Origin of the sequence: Streptomyces sp. NPDC015127, assembly GCF_043080095.1 — a bacterium.
Classification (GTDB): Bacteria; Actinomycetota; Actinomycetes; order Streptomycetales; family Streptomycetaceae; genus Streptomyces.
In genome coordinates this window covers 665409-681185 of record NZ_JBIBVE010000001.1, presented here as the reverse complement: position 1 = coordinate 681185, position 15777 = coordinate 665409, and the positions used below count along the sequence as shown (strand labels likewise).

Sequence of the window (15777 nt, the reverse complement as noted above, 5' to 3'; positions counted from 1 at the left end):
TCCGCACACGTCATCCAGAGGAGACCGACATGCTGGACATCGCCGAAGAGCTGAACCGGTGGGTCGAGCAGGGCCGTTCGTTCGCCGTCGCCACCGTCGTCGCCGTCGGGGGCAGCGCGCCCCGCCAGCCGGGCGCAGCGCTCGCCGTCGACAGCGAGGGCACGGCGATCGGCTCGGTCTCCGGAGGCTGTGTGGAGGGCGCGGTGTACGACCTGTGCACCCAGGCGCTCCAGGACGGCGAAAGCGTCCTGGAACGCTTCGGATACAGCGACGAGGACGCGTTCGCCGTGGGCCTGACCTGCGGCGGCGTCATCGACGTCCTCGTCACCCCGGTATCCGCGGACGCTCCCGGCGGGGAGGTGTTCGCGGCCGCGCTGGCCACCGCCGCCCGTGGGGAGGCGGCGGCGGTCGCGCGGATCACCGACGGCCCCGCAGAACTGGCGGGCCGCCCCCTGCTCGTACACCCCGACGGCACCTTCGAGGGGTCGCTCGGCGGCCACCCGGAACTGGACCGCACGGCGGCCGGCGAGGCCGCGGCCATGCTGGACGCGGGCCGCACCGGGACCGTCGTCATCGGCGAGGACGGCTCGCGCTGCGGCCGCCCGCTGACCCTGCTCGTCGAGTCGAGCGTCCCCGCGCCGCGCATGATCGTCTTCGGTGCCATCGACTTCGCCTCCGCCCTCGTGCGGGTGGGCAAGTTCCTCGGCTACCACGTCACCGTCTGCGACGCGCGGCCCGTCTTCGCGACGAAGGCCCGCTTCGCGGAGGCCGACGAGATCGTCGTCGACTGGCCGCACCGCTATCTGGAGTCCACGAAGGTGGACGGCCGCACGGTGCTGTGCGTCCTGACCCACGACGCCAAGTTCGACGTCCCGCTGCTGGAACGGGCGCTGCGGCTGCCCGTCGCGTACGTGGGGGCCATGGGCTCGCGCCGCACCCACGAGGACCGCAACAGGCGGCTGCGGGAGGTCGGCGTCACCGAGCTGGAACTGGCCCGGCTGCGCTCCCCGATCGGCCTCGACCTCGGCGCCCGCACACCGGAGGAGACGGCACTGTCCATCGGCGCCGAGATCGTGGCGAATCGCCGCGGCGGCAGTGGAATCTCCCTGACCGGTGCGCACACGCCGATCCATCACGACGGTCCCGGCGCCGTCGCGGGCCGGATCGGATCGGTGGCGTAACGGCGTCCACCTGTCCGCGTCGTCCTCCCCATGTCAGCTGTGACGTTTCTGTGAGTCCTGGCGCTGACATGTGTGCAGGGGGGCACATGCGGGTCACGGACATGGGGATGGCGTGACCGCCACGACGAAGAGGAACGAGTGGGCAAGGAGCGGGGTGACCGGCGTGCGCAGGCGGCGCACGACACGGAGCTCGGTGACGCGGTCGCGAGGGCGCAGCGCGGCGACGAGGCGGCCTTCTCCCGGGCCTACCGGATCGTCCACCCCCCTCTCCTCGGCTTCCTGCGCGGACTCGTCGGCGACGACGCGGAGGACGTGGCCTCCGACGCCTGGCTCGAAATCGCCCGCGACATCGGACGCTTCCGGGGAGACGGAGCCGGCTTCCGGGCCTGGACGGCGAGCATCGCGCGCAACCGGGCCATCGACCATCTGCGCAGGGTGCGCAGCCGCCCGCGCGGCACCTTCCTCGAGAACGACCTCGCCGACATACCGGCCCGCCAGGACACCGCGGAAGAGGCGTTCGAAACCGTCTCGACCCAGCAGGCCCTGGCGCTCATCGCCCAACTCCCGCCCCAGCAGGCCGAAGCCGTGCTGCTCCAGACGGTCATCGGACTCGACGGACCCACCGCCGCACGCGTGCTCGGCAAGCGGCCCGGCGCTGTCCGCTCGGCCACCCACCGCGGTCTGAAACGACTCGAGAAGCACCTCGCCTCGCTCCGCCCCCAGGGTCGTGTGACAGATTCGGACCCTTGCGCGCTGGGAGGGGCGAGATGACCGAAAACCCATCAGGAGACGCCATGGGCTCCGGGGCCGAATCGCAGCCGCCCACGACGCCGGCGTTGGACGAGGTGCTGGCGGCCGCCGCGCGCCCGGCACCCGTCGAGCCGGAGGCCGCCGAACACGCCCTCGCGGCGTTCCGCACCGCGCGCGCCGAGGGCGCACTCGGCCTGCCCACCCGGCCCGAGGACGACTGGCGCCCCGCGGCCCGTCCGAGGCTCCGGGCACGAGGGCTCAAGGCGAGCATCGGCGCGCTCGTCGGGGGCGTGATGCTCGGCGGAGTGGCGATGGCGGCCGGAGGGATCCCGGTGCCCTTCGGCGAGCAGCCGGCGCAGGGCACGTCCCCCGGGCCCGGCGCCTCGTCCGGCGCCGGGGAAGCGACCTCGGACACCGTCCGCGAGGAGTCGCGGCCGCCCACGACGGGGACGTCGGGCGCGGCCGCGGGCGAGCGCCCGCCGACGGCGAAGGACGCGGTGGCGCACTGCCGCGCGTACGACAGCGCGCAGCGGCACAACGACACGGCCGGGGCGGGCGCGATGCGCGAGCGCCTGGAGGCGGCGGCGGGAGGCCCGCAGGCCGTCGCGGAGTACTGCGCGCGGCTGCTGGCCACGGGGCCCGCTTCAGCGGGCGAAGCACCGAAGCAGTCCCGCCCGGAGGTGGGCGGCAAGGCGCCGGACACGCCGCCGGGCAAGGACAGGAACGATTCGCCGCGGCACCGGCAGCTCCCCAAGAACTGAGAGCACACGCCCGGATGCGCGGCCCCGGCGACAGGGCCGGTCCACCGGACAACTCGCGGCCGCAGGTCCCTCCCGTGATCCCCTGAGCGCTGCCGTCGCTGCACGCGTCCCGTGGTGGTCGGTACGGCATGCGACGTGCGCGGGCACTCGCACATCCCAGCGGTCCGCGCGCCACGGTCACGGTCATCGTGTGGCACACGACCAGTCCTGGGAGTGGCCGCTGCCTCGACGACGCCTGAAGCGCACCGATGGTTGTACGCGCGCGCCTCACTGCTTCTGTGAGAACAGACACCAGGCACGAGCCGTGATGCTTTCCGCACCGCTTCCGCTGGGACAGACGAGCTGGTCATGGGCTGTCTGCGTGGGGAGGAAACGGATGCCGATCGAAGGGCGTGCAGCGCAGCTGCCGGACGCCGACGGCATGCAGGGGTATGCCGCGGGCTTCGTCGCCGAGATGAACGAGCGCAGCAGACTGCCGCTCGACTACACAGTGGTGAGCCTGAGAATCGTGGACTTCGTCGTCGACGGACTCAGACGCGGCGGACCGGACCGCTCGGGCGTCGACCGCTTCCTGCAGGGGCTCGGCGCGTACGTCGGCGAGGTGATCGTCCGCCGGGCGGGCGCGCGGTGGGTCGACCTGGACGCGGACCAGCGGGAGCTGTTCGGCCAGACCGTGGGCATCCGCATGCCCGACGGCCGGGTCTGGAACCCGCTGGGCAAGGTGGTGAAGCGTTTCGAGCACGGCGCGACGGAGTCCGTCGAGCGCTTCTACCTGCTCCTGCACGGCCGCCGCCCGCCGACCCGCCGGGGCCCGACGGGCCGGCCCACGGCGTGCTCGGACCCCCAGCGAGCGGCCTGCTGACCCCCGGGGCCGGGCGCCGACTTCGCGGGCGTCGTGCCCGCGGCCCCGTTCCCGCCAGGGGCGGGGACCTCATGGGCGCACCCGGCACCAGCGGTGCGCGCCCGCGGGCCCCGGCGGGGGAGTGCGGGGCTGCCGCCCCAGCACCCCTGCCGCCCGCGGACCCGCCGCAACCGGCGTCGGCCCGGCGGCCCCGCGCCCGGACCGGCGCCCGCGGTCCGGCGGAAGCCCCCGCTCCCGCCGGGAGCCGGGAGCCGGCGGCCCCGCGCCCGGGAATGAACGGCGGGCCCGGGGCGTGCGTACCTGTGGGCGGCGGGCGTGTACCGGCGGTCGCCGACAGGCAGGAGGTACGTCTTGGCCGGCAGCAATGTCACCGCGCTGTTCCGCGCGTCCACCGCGCACAGCCCGTCCTACTTCTCCCTCGGCAGGGCGAGCGACGGCGCCGGAGAGATCGTCGACTTCTGCATTCCCTGCAACCCCTACTTCCCCACCCCCGCCATGTTCGACGAACTCGCCGGCCGTCTGCGGGAGATCCTCACCTACTACCCGAGCAGCGCCGAGACCATCACCGGCGAGCTCTGCCGGCTGCTGGGCCTCAACCCGCAGACCGTCGCCATGGGCAACGGCTCCACCGAACTGATCACCTGGATCGACCACCTGCTGGTGCGCGAGTCCCTCGCCGTGCCCGTACCGACCTTCGGCCGATGGACCGACCAGCCCATGGAGACCGGCAAACGCGTCGACATGCTGCTCCTGCCGGAGGCACGCGGGTTCGCCCTCGATCCCGCCTCCTTCGTGCAGTTCGTCCGCAGCAGAGGCTCGCGCGCCGCCGTCGTCTGCAACCCCAACAACCCCGACGGCGGACTGCTGTCCAAGCAGCAGGTCCTCTCCCTCCTCGACCACCTCCAGGATCTCGACCTGGTCGTCGTCGACGAGTCGTTCCTCGAATTCGCCGACGGCGGCCAGGACACGAGCGTCGCCGCCGAGGCCGTCCTGCGGACCAACGTCATCGTCCTGCGCAGCCTCGGCAAGAACTTCGGCCTGCACGGCGTGCGCTTCGGCTACCTCGTCGCCAACCCTGCGCTCGCCCGCCGGGTACGGGACGCACTGCCGAAGTGGAACCTCAACTCCTTCGCCGAGACCGTGGTGTTCATGCTCGCCGAACACAGCGAGGAGTACGCGCAGAGCCTGCGCCAGGTGTGCCGCGACCGGCAGGAGATGATCTGGCGGCTCTCCCAGGTGCCCGGCCTGACCGTCTACCCCTCCCAGGGCAACTTCGTCTACGTCCGCCTCCCTGACGGCGCGGACGGATCGGTCCTGCGGGACCGGCTGCTCGCCGAACACGGCGTCCTCATCCGCGAATGCGGCAACAAGATCGGCAGCTCCAGCCGGTTCGTACGCCTCGTCGTGCGCCCCGACCCCGATGTGCTGCGGCTCGTCTCGGCGATGGAACAGGTGCTGTACGGGCGGCAGACGCCGGTCCAGGCGCCGGCGCCTCCGCCGGAGCCGGTGCGGCCGATGCTCGCCCAGGCCGCTCCGCTCGCCCTCGCGCAGCAGCCCGTCGCCGCCCAGGGCCTCGCCCCGGCCGACGGCAGGGGCCGCACCGGCGGCCCGGCGGCCGGGGCCATGGCTGCCGGGTACACCTCGGCCACCGCCATCGTCGACCGGCTGATTGCCCAGGCGTGACCACCGGGGCCGGGCCGGGTTCCGCCTACGCGTAGGTGAACGGCTGGTACTCGGCCAGCAGCCTGAAGTCCCGGTACAGCGCGTCGAAGTCCCGGTTCCACACCAGGAACGTGCCGCCCACCGTCACCAGGTCCGACGTTCCCTCGACCCGGTCGCCGGGGTGCACCGTCCACCGCATCTCGTACGAGCTGTCGATCTTCGGCTCCAGCCGGTCGCCGACCACTCCCGCGCGCAGCGGCATGCACGCGTCGAAGCAGTACACCTGCTCGCCCTCCCACGGGCGGCTGCGGACACCGCTCTCGATGCCGAACGCGACGTTCACCAGCGCCTCGCCGTAGTGGCGCTGCATCGCGGCCAGGCCGGACAGACCCTTGAAACGCGCACCCACCTCCAGGAACACCAGTTCGTCGTCCCCGGTCAGGAACAGCTCCAGATGCGAGGCGCCGTCCGGCCTGCCCAGGGCGTCCAGCGCCTCACCGGCGAAGGCGACCATGCGCGCCACCCGCGGGTCCTCGTCGAGCAGGTTGATGTCGGCGTTGACCCGGCCGCCCGCCACGTCCGCAGAGTTCACCAGGTACTCGGTGACACCGCCGAAGACGGTCCTGCCCGCCGCCGAGATGATGTTGACGCTGTAGACGCGGCCGTCGATGAACTCCTCGTACTCGTACGCCCGCCCGAGGTCGCCGTCCGCCGGAAGCGCCGCGAAGTCCTGGTAGCTCTCGACGGTGACGACGCCGATGGAGCCCGCGGAGTCGGTCGGCTTGAGCACGAACGGCAGACCGACCCGGCCCGTGATGTGCTCGAAGTGGGCGCGGGCGCCCGCCCGGTGGCGCGCCGGGTCCCAGGCGCCGAACGCCGGTGCGCGCACGCCCGCGGCCGCCACCCGCCGCTTCATCTCCAGCTTGTCGAGGAAGGGGATCACATCGGCGCGGTGCGGCCCCGACAGCCCCAGCCGCTCCCGGATCTCCGCCGCGCCCAGCACGTTCTGCTCCAGATACGTGTGGACGGTCAGCCGCTCCCGGCTCGTGCCCCGCAGCAGCGCGGCGACGATCTCCGTCCCCGCGTCCACGTCGATCTGCGCGGTGACGAGGGGAGACGGGTCCCGCTCCGCCGTCGGCACGACATGGACCTCGTCGAACCAGCCGCGCCGGACGTCGGTGAGATGAGGCGCGTCGAGCTCGGAGAAGATCCCGACGAGCCGTACGGACGACGGATCCTCGAACAGCCCGGGGTCGAACGCCTCGAGGCCCCGGGTGCCGATGAACACGGCGGTGTGCGGCGCGGCGTGCGCGGGGGCCGGGTCGGCGGCGGTCATGCCGTTTCCTCCTTCGCGGGGCGCCCCTCGGCCGGGGCGGTCACCGATACGAGCGGGCGCGCGGGCAGGGCGCCCGCGCGGGGAAGGCCGGGTCCAGGGGAGCCGGCACCGATGCGCTGCCTGCGGCGCAGGGCGGCGTACTCCCAGCCCGCGACGAGCAGCACGATCACGGTCACGTCGATGCCGATGGCCCATTCGACGCCGATGGTGTCCATGCCGAACGAGAAGGCGAAGCCGGACAGCGCCATGAGGCTGTAGTAGACCGCCGTCAGCAGTCCGACCACCGAGGACACCCGGGAGTCGGGGGAGTGGGCGATCAGCCGCTTGTACTGGTGGGCCCAGACGATCTCCCCGGCGAACACCAGCAGCACGAACACCGCGAGCGCGGGCCCGAGGCTGCCCCGGGCCAGCGGCAGCACGGCGTACATGAGGGCCGCGAAGCCGACCAGGGCCACGGTGAGACGCCCCTGCAGGTGCTCCGGCACCATCCCGCGGCGGCTCAGGTACTGGTAGACGAAGACGCCCGCGAACACGGCGAGCCACTCGGCGGTGAAGAAGACCGCCATCCCGGAGCTGGCCATACCGAACCAGAGTTCCGGCACCGCCGTGATCAGCACCTCGTACGTCGCCTGGAGCGCGGTGACGGCGAGAACGATGTAGAAGACGGCGGAGGAGATCACGGGGCTGCGGGCGATGACGGCGGCCGCCGAGCGCAGGTTGGCGACGACGCTCTCCCGCGCCCCGGCGCTCTCCCGCCGTGCCGCCTCGATGCGCTGCCGGTTGGGCCGTACCAGGGCGAACAGCAGCGCCGACAGCAGGAACGTCGCCACGTCGAGGAGCACGACCGTCCGCAGATCGACGAACCGGAGGATGAAGCTGCCCACCGCTCCGGCCGCGGCGATGGCCAGGAAGAGGCTGGAGTTGAAGACCGTCGAATACGTGTCGGTCTGCTCCTCGTCGAAGAACTGCACCAGCGCCTTCACCCGGGCCGCGTTCACCGCGCTGCCCAGCAGGGCGCGGGCGAAGACGACGCCGACGGCGAGCGGGAACATCCGGGGCGACAGCGCGGCCAGGAACAGCAGGGTGACGGCGGCGGCCACCACGTTCAGCAGCACGAGGAGCCTGCGCGCGTCGGCACGGTCGACGGACCGGGTGACGAGCAGACCGATGAACAGGTTCGCGATCCAGTCGGCCGCGAAGACGGCCGACGCGAGGGTGGCGCTGCCGGTCTCGCCGTAGACGAACGCCACGTACGAGATCATCAGCAGCTTCGAGCCGAACAGCGAGACGAACGACGCGACGTAGGACAGAAGGAAGTTGCGGTTCAGATAGACGCCCATGACACGGTCCTCGGTAGGCGTGCGGAACGGGGCCCGCCGTCGTCGGCGTGCTGCGGGCCCCGCTGTTCACACTGCTGGAGCGGCGGTCACGGGCGGTGGACGCTCTCCGGCCACTTCTTGTCCTCGTCCACCCGCGACACCAGCGGGATGTCCCGGATGTCGTCGTGGTTGAGGACCCACATCAGGAACCGCTCCAGACCCATGCCGAAGCCGGAGGTGCGCATGGGCAGCTCCTGCTTCATCTCCGCGTACCAGGCGTAGTCGCGCTCGGGCACCTGGTGTATCGCGAGCGCCTTGCGGATCTGCTCGGCGTCGGAGTGGCGCTCGCCGGAGCCGACGACCTCACCCATGCCGAAGAACAGGTCGGCGTTGGCGGCGGTGCGCTGCTCCTCGTCGCCGAACGCCTGGTAGAAGGGCACCGACAGGTGGTCGAAGTGGGTGACCCACATGAACTCGCTGACCACCTCCATCAGCTTGTGCTCGCCCTTGCGGGTCAGCGTGCGCCAGCTGCCCTCGTCGCGGACGCAGCCCTCCTCGCCGTCCAGGAGCGAGACGGCCTCCTCGAAGGTGATCCGCGGGAAGTGGCCCTGGTACTCGGCCATGCGGCGCAGGTGCGAGGTGTCGCCGGCGGCGGCCGCGATGCGGTCGCCGTACGTCTCCAGGGCGGCACCGGCGAGCGCCTTGACGTATCCCTCGACATAGTCGATCAGGTCGTCGATGCCGCCGGGGATCTCCGCCTCGCTGTGGCTGTACTGGTTCAGGTGCGTCGTGTCCGGCTGCTCGCCGCGGAACGACGGCATGATGTTGTAGCAGCCGCCCGGGGCGAGGCGCATGCCGTACTCCAGCATGAACTGGCTGGAGTCCGGCAGATAGGTGTCGACGCCGTTCACGGTGACCGGGACGGGCTCGGAGTCGCTCCCGAGACCGGTCGGGCACGTGATGGTGCGGACCGTCAGCGGAAGGTAGAGCGCCTTGAGGCCGCGCGACGTCGCATACTCGGCCGTGGTCCTGTGGATCAGATCCTGAAGATCGGCCACGAGTTTGTACCACGGCGATCGGAGAGCCTTCAGGAATTCGCCGTGCTGATTTCCCCACGCGTGCGGCGGCCGGACCGCGGCGGGCGCGACGGAGGACGTTGTCGTGGTGTCCAGAATCGTCATGTTTCCACTCCAGTTCAGTGATGATCGACCGTGATCGGCAATTGCGTCGGGCGTGTTCAGGGCGACGGTCGCAATACGCGGCCGGGTGATCGACACGAAGTCGTCGGAATTCAGGGCGACGGAAAGGTCGAGCCGGGCCGCATTGAAGAAGATCTCCTCCTGCCGCAGCAGTTCCGGATCCACCACCGCTTCGAGGCCGGCGTGGAACGAGAACGGCGTGATCGACCCGCACACCGCGCCCGCCAGCTCCTCGGCGGTGTCACGCTGCGCGAAGGAGGCGTCCCTGCCCCCGTAGAGGCGCCGGATCCCCTCCAGGTCCACGAGCCGGTCGCCGGGGACGACGACCAGCACGTACCGGCTGCTGCGCTTCGTGATCTTCACGCGCACGACCATGCATTTGGCCGCCTGGTTCAACGGGTGTCCGCGCAGCCGGCTCGCGACATCCGTACGGCCCTCCGGCGCGTGGTGCAGCAGCCGGAAACGTGCTCCCTCGGTCTCGAGGAGTTCCAGAATTCGCCCGCAGACCCCGCTGTCATTCTTGAGGTCCAGGAGTTCGGATGGCGGAGCCATATGATTTCCCCCATCTGGCGCCGAAATTGATCATTTCTTGGCTGCCGAGTATGCGAATGACGTTAGGGGCGCTTCGACATGGCCGAGAACGAGCGCCGGATGACTTCATCAGGTTTCCGGCGGCCGCCGGTCACGACCCGGTGAACTCCCCGCGGTCCGGTACGCCGCCGACCTACAGTGGTTCACCGGAAGCACCGCGGAACGGTCGACGGAACGGTCAACTGGTCACAGGGGGACGGCGGATGGACCCGATCGTGCTGGCAGCAGGAACGGCGCTCGTGGGCGCCATGGCCACGGACGCCTGGCAGCAGGCGCGGGCCGCGACGGTCGACCTGTGGCGGCGGATGCGGCCCGAGCGCGCCGACGGCATCGGCGCCGAACTCGACGTGCTGCGCGGCCAGGTGCTCGCGGCCCGCGAGGACGGGGACACGGACACCGAGGAGGCGCTGGCGGGCAGCTGGCGGCTGCGACTGCACGAGCTCCTGCGCCAGGACCCCGGCCTCGCGGCCGAGTTGCGCCGGCTCGTCGACGAACACCTCGCCCCCGCGCTCCCGGACGGCGAACGGGACCGGGCCCGGTCGATCGTCATGAAGGCCGAGGCGCACGACAGCGCGCGGATCTACATGGCGGGCGGGGACCAGCACATCACCGGCGCATGAGCGGACCGGTCCGCGAGCCGGACCCGCCCGAGGTCCGGCTGGAGGCCCACGCCCAGGACCACGCACGGATCTACCTGGCGGGCCGGGACCTCTACATCACCCAGCCCGCCGCCCCGGCCGACGACGAGCCGCCACCGCCCGACGAGGCGGCCCCCGCCGCCGGGGTCCTCGGCGCGCCCCTGCTGCTGATGTGCGCCGGCATCGCCCTGATCGTTCTCGCGCTGACCGACGCTCCTGGTCCGGTGAGCGGCGGCCCGCGCGCCGTCGCCCTGATCGCGGGACTGGGCGCGCTCGCCCTCGCCGGCCCGTCCGCGACCCGCCGCCTCCGGGCCCGGCAGCGCGCCCGGCTGCGGACCAGCCCCGCGGCGCGACGGCGGCACGAGCGCAGACTCGACCGGGCGGCCCAGATCCTGGCGGACACGCTGCGCGCCCGGTTCGCGCACGAGGAGAAGCTGCGCATGCTCGCGCACCCCGGCCCGCTGGCGGTGCGCTGGACCACCGACGAGGCTCTCGGTGACCACTGGGCGAGCATCCGGGGCACGGACGACGACACACCGCTCGACCTGCGCGGCGACTTCGCCTCCGTCGCAGACGTCCACGCCGCGGTGCCCTCGGGCCGGCTCCTGGTGCTCGGCGGCCCCGGAGCGGGCAAGTCCGTGCTCGCTCTGAGGTTCGCCCACGACCGGCTCCTGACCGCCGCACCCGGCGACCGCGTCCCGGTGCTCCTGCCGCTCGCCTCCTGGGACCCGGCCACGCAGGACCTCCCGTCGTGGGCGGCCGGGCGGCTGATCCTCGACCATCCCTGGCTGGCCGCCCGCACCGCCACCGGATCGCCGCTGGCCACCGAACTGTGGCGCGAGGGGCGGCTGTTGCCCGTCCTCGACGGATTCGACGAGATACGCGCCGACGCCCGGCCCGAGGCCCTGCGCCGGCTGCGCGGCTGCCTGCCGCCGTCCGACCCGTGCTTCCTCACCAGCCGGACCGAGGAGTACGAGAGCGCTGTCGCCGCCACCGACGCCGTCCTGCCGGCCACTGCCGCCGTCCGCCTGGAGCCGCTGACCGTGGACGACGTGTCCGGCCACCTGCGGCGCACCACTCGCAGGCGCGTCTCCGGCGACGGGACGACCACCAAGTGGGACGCCGTCCTCGCCCGGCTGCGCGAACGGCCCGGCACCGCGCAGACGCGCGCGCTGAGCGCCGTGCTGTCGACACCCCTCATGGTCTTCCTGGCACGCACCGCCTACAGCGAGACGGCCCGCGATCCGGCCGAACTCCTCGACCCCGCCCGCTTCCCGACCCGGGCCGCCCTCGAGGACCACTTGCTGGACGCGCTGATTCCGTCGGTCTGCGACTACCCGGAGGAGACCACCCGCCGGCTGGCCTTCCTCGCCCGCAGGCTAGACGCCCTCGGGACGCAGGACCTCGCGTGGTGGCGCCTCGGCGCCGCGGCGCCGTGGGCGCTGCGGACCGGCGGCGTCGCCCTGGGCCTCGCCACGGCGACCTTCCTCATGCGCCACTTCTTCGGCGGCGACGGCGCCGGGGCCGGGCCGGGGGGCCTCGCCCTCTGGAGCGCCTTCGCCCTGCTGAGCGCGCTGGTCGTCGTCGACGTGGCCTGGGGTGCCCGCGGGTACGTGCCGGTGCCCCGGCGGTTCCACCGCCCCGCGTCCCCGGGGCGCCTCCTGCTCGGCGGGTTGCCGGTCGCCGGCCTCGCCCTCCTGGCGGCATGGCTGCTCGACGCACCGCTTCTCGTGGTGCCCCTCGTCTGCGCGGGCGCCCTGGTCCTCGTGCTGCACCCCTCCGTCCACGTCGCCACCGCGGACAGCCCCGCCCGGCTGCTCCGGCAGGACCGCAGGGCGACGCTGACCTCCCTCGGACTGGCCGGGCTGATCGGGGGCGGCGGACGCTTCCTGCGCGCGGCCGCCCTCGCGGTCCTGCCCCTCGCGGCACTGGCCACCTGGCAGGCCGACGCGGGACGGGGCCGGGTCGGCGCCGCCGAATGGGCCGTCGCCGCGGGCGGATGTGCCGCGGCCGTGGCGGTGTGCGGGATGTCCCTGTCCGCCTCGGGCGCGTTCGCGGCCGCGCGGGTGTGGCCCTGGCTCACCGGCCAACTGCCCTGGGACCTGCTCGCCTTCCTCGACGACGCCCACCGGCGCGGCATCCTGCGGCAGTCGGGCGCGTACTACCGGTTCCGCCACGCCCGGCTCCAGGAACGCCTCATGGGCCGTACCGAGGCCCCGCCGGACCCACGGGCCCCGGCGCCCGATCCGCGCGCGGCCCGCGCGACGGTCCTACGGGCCCCGGCCACGTGTCCGCGCGCCGCCCGCGTCCGGCACCGGGTCGCCTCCATGGCGGGACCGCTGGTGACCACCGTCTTCCTGGCGGGCACCGTCACGGTGTGGACGGGCGTCGTCCACCTTCCCCACCCGCCGGGGCCGCGTCTCACCGTCCCGCCCGCCTGTGACCTGCTCGACCGCACGGACCTCACGCGGGTGCTGCCCGAGCCCGAGATCCTCGGCGACTGCGACCGCGGCCCGGTGTGCTGGTGGCATAACGCCCAGGTGATCCCGGTGTCCCCGAACGTGCAGGTGGAGACGGTGCTGTTCGAACCCCTCGCGGGCGTGAGCCCGGTGCAGTTGGCCCAGCGGCGCTTCGCCGCCGAGGCGACCACCCACCTCTACCCGCCCGTGTACACCCGCAGGCCCGCGGAGCTGGGCGACGAGGCCGTCAGCCTGGTCAAGCGCCCTCCGTACGGAGGGACGATGACAGAGACCGTCGTCCGCGTCGACAACGTATTGCTCACCGTCACTTATGTGGGGGGCGAGGAAGGGGGCGGCCGGGAGACGTACGCCACGTCGGCGGGCACCACCGAGGCGCTGGCGCGCGCCGCCCTGCGCAGGATCGGGCCCTAGGGGGTGTCTCGCCGATCTTGCCGGGCTCGCGACGCCTGGCATCGCGCCTCTCCCCCGTAGCCCTTCGGGCACGGGAGGTGCCCCCAGCGTTGTCGTCGGTCGCCGACGCTCCGCGTCGCCTCCCTCCTCCGCCTTGCTATGCACGGCACCAGACCCTCCCCCTACGCCCTGCGGGCGTTGGGGGGACCTCCACTCCCTCATCCGGCCTGATCGACGAGACACCCCCTAGCCGCCGGCCCTGCTAGGAGGTCTCCGGTTCGGGGTCGGTGCGTAGAGGCGGGCGTGACAGTGCCCTGCTGTGGATGAACAGGTCCTGCCGCCCCGGCGGCGTGGCGCGGTGCTCGGGCGGCGGAAGCTCGTACTCCACGGAGCGGCGGTGGTCCGCCAGTTGGCGCCTCACGTTGTAGACGCTGCCGAACTTCCACAGCATGCGGGCGAAGTTGGTCTGGCCGCGGGCCAGGTTGCGGCCGAGTACGCCGATCGCTCCGAAGACGTTGCGCAGGCTTGCGGTTGAGGACCGCCTGCGTGCGGACGAGTTCCCGGTACACGCCGCCCGGTCGGTCGTGGAGGGGGCCGTTTCGGCTCCGCCGTCTTCCGGCGCGACCGGCACCGCCCCGCCGTCGTCGGGGCGATACCTCCGGGCTGGGGCGAACTCGGAAGGACCGGTCTTGGCGGCTGTCTCACCGCCCTGCGGACGCCAGCCGCCTCCGCCAGGCCGGTCTGCCTGGTAACCGATGGCGTCGAGAACAGAAGACGCCGCCGCCCGCCCCGGTCGGGGGCGGGCGGCGGCGGTGGCGCGGAGAGCGCGGCCAGGTCGGGCCGCGGGATCAGGCCGCGGCGGGAGTCGCCTGGGCCGTCACCTGCTCGATGACCTCCGTCAGGGAGGCCACGACCTCGGCGTCGTCGGCCGGGTGCGTCGCGGCGAAGCGCGTCACGGAGCCGGGGATCGACAGCTTGACGTCCTCCAGCACCGCGCCGCCCGCGACACCGGCGGCCTTGCGGGCCTCGTCCTGCGCCCAGACACCGCCGTACTGGCCGAAGGCGGTGCCGACGACGGCGACCGGCTTGCCGGAGATGGCCCCGGCGCCGTACGGGCGGGACAGCCAGTCGATCCCGTTCTTCAGGACGGCCGGCATGGTGCCGTTGTACTCGGGCGAGAACAGCAGCAGCGCGTCCGCGCGGCCCGCGGCCTCCCGGAGCACAGCAGCGGAGGCCGGCACGGTGCCCTCGACGTCGATGTCCTCGTTGTAGAAGGGCACGTCCGCCAGACCCTCGAAGATCTCGATGTCGACGCCCTCGGGAGCGTGCTTGACGGCGGCCTCGGCGAGCTGACGGTTGTGCGAGCCGGCACGGAGGCTGCCGACGAGGGCGAGGATGCGAACGGACATGGAAACTCCTGAGGCAGGCAAGTGGAGGCATTAACCGGACCGAGGTCCGGTTTATTTCTACCACCTATCCGGACCGCGGTCCACTTCTCGGATTCTCCGGCTACGCTGGATCCATGAACGGCCGCTTCCCGTCTCTCCCCCTCCTCCCGTCCGACTCCGGCCCCGACGGCGTGCCCGGCGCGACGGACCTCGCCCTCGGGCGGGCCGGCGAACCGCCGGCGCTGCGGGCGGACGCGGCACGCAACCGCACGCGGCTCCTGGAGGCCGCCTCGGGACTGGTCGCCGAGTGCGGCGCCGCGAACCTCACCATGGAGGCGCTGGCCACCGCGGCGGGAGTCGGCAAGGGGACCGTCTTCCGGCGGTTCGGCGACCGGGCCGGCCTGTTCCTGGCCCTGCTCGACCACCGCGAGCAGCAGCTTCAGGCCGCCTTCCTCTCGGGCCCGCCGCCGCTCGGCCCCGACGCCCCCGCCCTGGAGCGGCTGCATGCCTTCGGCCCCGCCGTGCTGCGCCACGAACGCGATCACCACGACCTGATCCTGGCCGCCCGGACGGACCCGGTCCGCCCCTACAGCGTGCCGGCGGCACGGCTGCGCCTCGCCCACGTCGTGATGCTGCTCCGCCGGGCGGGCGTGACCGGTGACGCCGAACTGATCGCCCACACCCTGCTCGGGTCGCTCGACACCGCCCTGGTCCACCACCTGGTCGTCGAACGCGGACTGCCGCTCGACCGTCTGGAGGCGGGCTGGCACACGCTCGTCGACCGCCTGCTGCCGGCCCGCTGACACCGGCGCGACAGGACGGTCACCGGAGGGCCGTATGATCCCCGCTGCCCGTGACCGCCGTCGCCGAAGGACGTACCCCGTGCTCGTCGCCCGCTCCATCGCCCTGTTCGCCGCCGCGGCCCTCTTCGAGATCGGGGGCGCGTGGCTGGTGTGGCAGGGGGTGCGGGAACACCGGGGGTGGATCTGGATCGGAGCGGGCGTGATCGCGCTCGGCCTGTACGGATTCTTCGCGACGCTCCAGCCGGACGCGAACTTCGGCCGGGTGCTGGCCGCGTACGGCGGCGTCTTCGTCGCCGGATCGATCGCCTGGGGAATGGTGGCCGACGGCTACCGCCCCGACCGCTTCGATGTCACCGGGGCGCTGATCTGCCTCGCGGGCATGGCCGTGATCATGTACGCCCCGCGGGGGCACTGACG

13 protein-coding genes and 1 pseudogene are annotated in these 15777 nt (G+C 72.9%); 9 read left to right on the top strand and 5 right to left on the bottom strand.

Annotated elements, in window-relative coordinates:
* Positions 1–29: 29 nt before the first annotated feature.
* From ACF08N_RS02905 to ACF08N_RS02885, 5 genes are all read left to right on the top strand, one after another.
* Positions 30–1181 (top strand): XdhC family protein, encoded by a 1152-nt coding sequence (locus ACF08N_RS02905; protein ID WP_392322758.1) that lies wholly within the window; start codon positions 30–32, stop codon positions 1179–1181.
* Positions 1182–1319: 138 nt separating this feature from the next.
* Positions 1320–1952, top strand: a complete 633-nt coding sequence (locus ACF08N_RS02900; RefSeq protein ID WP_392322757.1) for an RNA polymerase sigma factor — start codon at positions 1320–1322, stop codon at positions 1950–1952.
* Positions 1949–2692 carry a hypothetical protein gene (locus ACF08N_RS02895; RefSeq protein ID WP_392322756.1) on the top strand — a complete coding sequence of 248 codons (744 nt, stop codon included), beginning with the start codon at positions 1949–1951 and terminating at the stop codon, positions 2690–2692. Before ACF08N_RS02900 ends, ACF08N_RS02895 begins: the two co-directional genes overlap by 4 nt.
* Before the next feature lie 376 nt (positions 2693–3068).
* The gene (locus ACF08N_RS02890; RefSeq protein WP_392322755.1) at positions 3069–3554 is read left to right on the top strand and encodes a hypothetical protein; all 486 of its coding nucleotides are present in this window, start codon (positions 3069–3071) and stop codon (positions 3552–3554) included.
* A 351-nt stretch (positions 3555–3905) separates the two neighbouring features.
* Entirely contained in the window at positions 3906–5237 is a 1332-nt protein-coding gene (locus ACF08N_RS02885) for a pyridoxal phosphate-dependent aminotransferase (protein ID WP_392322754.1), read from the top strand.
* A 25-nt stretch (positions 5238–5262) separates the two neighbouring features.
* Here the strand turns inward: ACF08N_RS02885 and ACF08N_RS02880 are convergent, their stop codons facing one another.
* The 3 genes from ACF08N_RS02880 to ACF08N_RS02870 all read right to left on the bottom strand — a co-directional run bounded on the left by ACF08N_RS02880 (position 5263) and on the right by ACF08N_RS02870 (position 9622).
* Complete coding sequence (locus ACF08N_RS02880) at positions 5263–6552, bottom strand: acetyl-CoA carboxylase biotin carboxylase subunit family protein (RefSeq protein ID WP_392322753.1); 1290 nt, start codon at positions 6550–6552, stop codon at positions 5263–5265.
* Positions 6549–7892 (bottom strand): MFS transporter, encoded by a 1344-nt coding sequence (locus tag ACF08N_RS02875; protein WP_392322752.1) that lies wholly within the window; start codon positions 7890–7892, stop codon positions 6549–6551. The genes ACF08N_RS02880 and ACF08N_RS02875 overlap by 4 nt, the downstream gene beginning before the upstream one ends.
* A gap of 86 nt (positions 7893–7978) precedes the next feature.
* Positions 7979–9622, bottom strand: coding sequence for an amino acid--tRNA ligase-related protein (locus ACF08N_RS02870; RefSeq protein ID WP_392322751.1), 1644 nt, complete (start codon positions 9620–9622; stop codon positions 7979–7981).
* Positions 9623–9864: 242 nt separating this feature from the next.
* Here ACF08N_RS02870 and ACF08N_RS02865 point away from each other — a divergent pair, with 242 nt between their 5' ends.
* Both ACF08N_RS02865 and ACF08N_RS02860 read left to right on the top strand, forming a co-directional pair.
* Complete coding sequence (locus ACF08N_RS02865) at positions 9865–10281, top strand: hypothetical protein (RefSeq protein ID WP_392322750.1); 417 nt, start codon at positions 9865–9867, stop codon at positions 10279–10281.
* Positions 10278–13190 carry an NACHT domain-containing protein gene (locus ACF08N_RS02860; RefSeq protein WP_392322749.1) on the top strand — a complete coding sequence of 971 codons (2913 nt, stop codon included), beginning with the start codon at positions 10278–10280 and terminating at the stop codon, positions 13188–13190. The genes ACF08N_RS02865 and ACF08N_RS02860 overlap by 4 nt, the downstream gene beginning before the upstream one ends.
* Positions 13191–13431: 241 nt before the next feature.
* Here the strand turns inward: ACF08N_RS02860 and ACF08N_RS02855 are convergent.
* Positions 13432–13735, bottom strand: a pseudogene (locus tag ACF08N_RS02855) (hopanoid C-3 methylase HpnR); the annotation flags it as partial.
* Positions 13736–14017: 282 nt separating this feature from the next.
* Complete coding sequence (locus ACF08N_RS02850) at positions 14018–14578, bottom strand: NAD(P)H-dependent oxidoreductase (protein WP_392322748.1); 561 nt, start codon at positions 14576–14578, stop codon at positions 14018–14020.
* A 113-nt stretch (positions 14579–14691) separates the two neighbouring features.
* Here ACF08N_RS02850 and ACF08N_RS02845 point away from each other — a divergent pair, with 113 nt between their 5' ends.
* The gene (locus ACF08N_RS02845) at positions 14692–15360 is read left to right on the top strand and encodes a TetR/AcrR family transcriptional regulator (protein ID WP_392322747.1); all 669 of its coding nucleotides are present in this window, start codon (positions 14692–14694) and stop codon (positions 15358–15360) included.
* 79 nt (positions 15361–15439) lie between these two features.
* Complete coding sequence (locus ACF08N_RS02840; RefSeq protein WP_392322746.1) at positions 15440–15775, top strand: YnfA family protein; 336 nt, start codon at positions 15440–15442, stop codon at positions 15773–15775.
* Positions 15776–15777: the final 2 nt, after the last annotated feature.

Coding starts and splice junctions, on each gene's coding strand:
- ACF08N_RS02870 (WP_392322751.1), bottom strand. CDS start 9,622: ATGGCTCCGCCATCCGAACTCCTGGACCTCAAGAATGACAGCGGGGTC.
- ACF08N_RS02845 (WP_392322747.1), top strand. CDS start 14,692: ATGAACGGCCGCTTCCCGTCTCTCCCCCTCCTCCCGTCCGACTCCGGC.
- ACF08N_RS02865 (WP_392322750.1), top strand. CDS start 9,865: ATGGACCCGATCGTGCTGGCAGCAGGAACGGCGCTCGTGGGCGCCATG.
- ACF08N_RS02875 (WP_392322752.1), bottom strand. CDS start 7,892: ATGGGCGTCTATCTGAACCGCAACTTCCTTCTGTCCTACGTCGCGTCG.
- ACF08N_RS02860 (WP_392322749.1), top strand. CDS start 10,278: ATGAGCGGACCGGTCCGCGAGCCGGACCCGCCCGAGGTCCGGCTGGAG.
- ACF08N_RS02905 (WP_392322758.1), top strand. CDS start 30: ATGCTGGACATCGCCGAAGAGCTGAACCGGTGGGTCGAGCAGGGCCGT.
- ACF08N_RS02880 (WP_392322753.1), bottom strand. CDS start 6,552: ATGACCGCCGCCGACCCGGCCCCCGCGCACGCCGCGCCGCACACCGCC.
- ACF08N_RS02850 (WP_392322748.1), bottom strand. CDS start 14,578: ATGTCCGTTCGCATCCTCGCCCTCGTCGGCAGCCTCCGTGCCGGCTCG.
- ACF08N_RS02895 (WP_392322756.1), top strand. CDS start 1,949: ATGACCGAAAACCCATCAGGAGACGCCATGGGCTCCGGGGCCGAATCG.
- ACF08N_RS02890 (WP_392322755.1), top strand. CDS start 3,069: ATGCCGATCGAAGGGCGTGCAGCGCAGCTGCCGGACGCCGACGGCATG.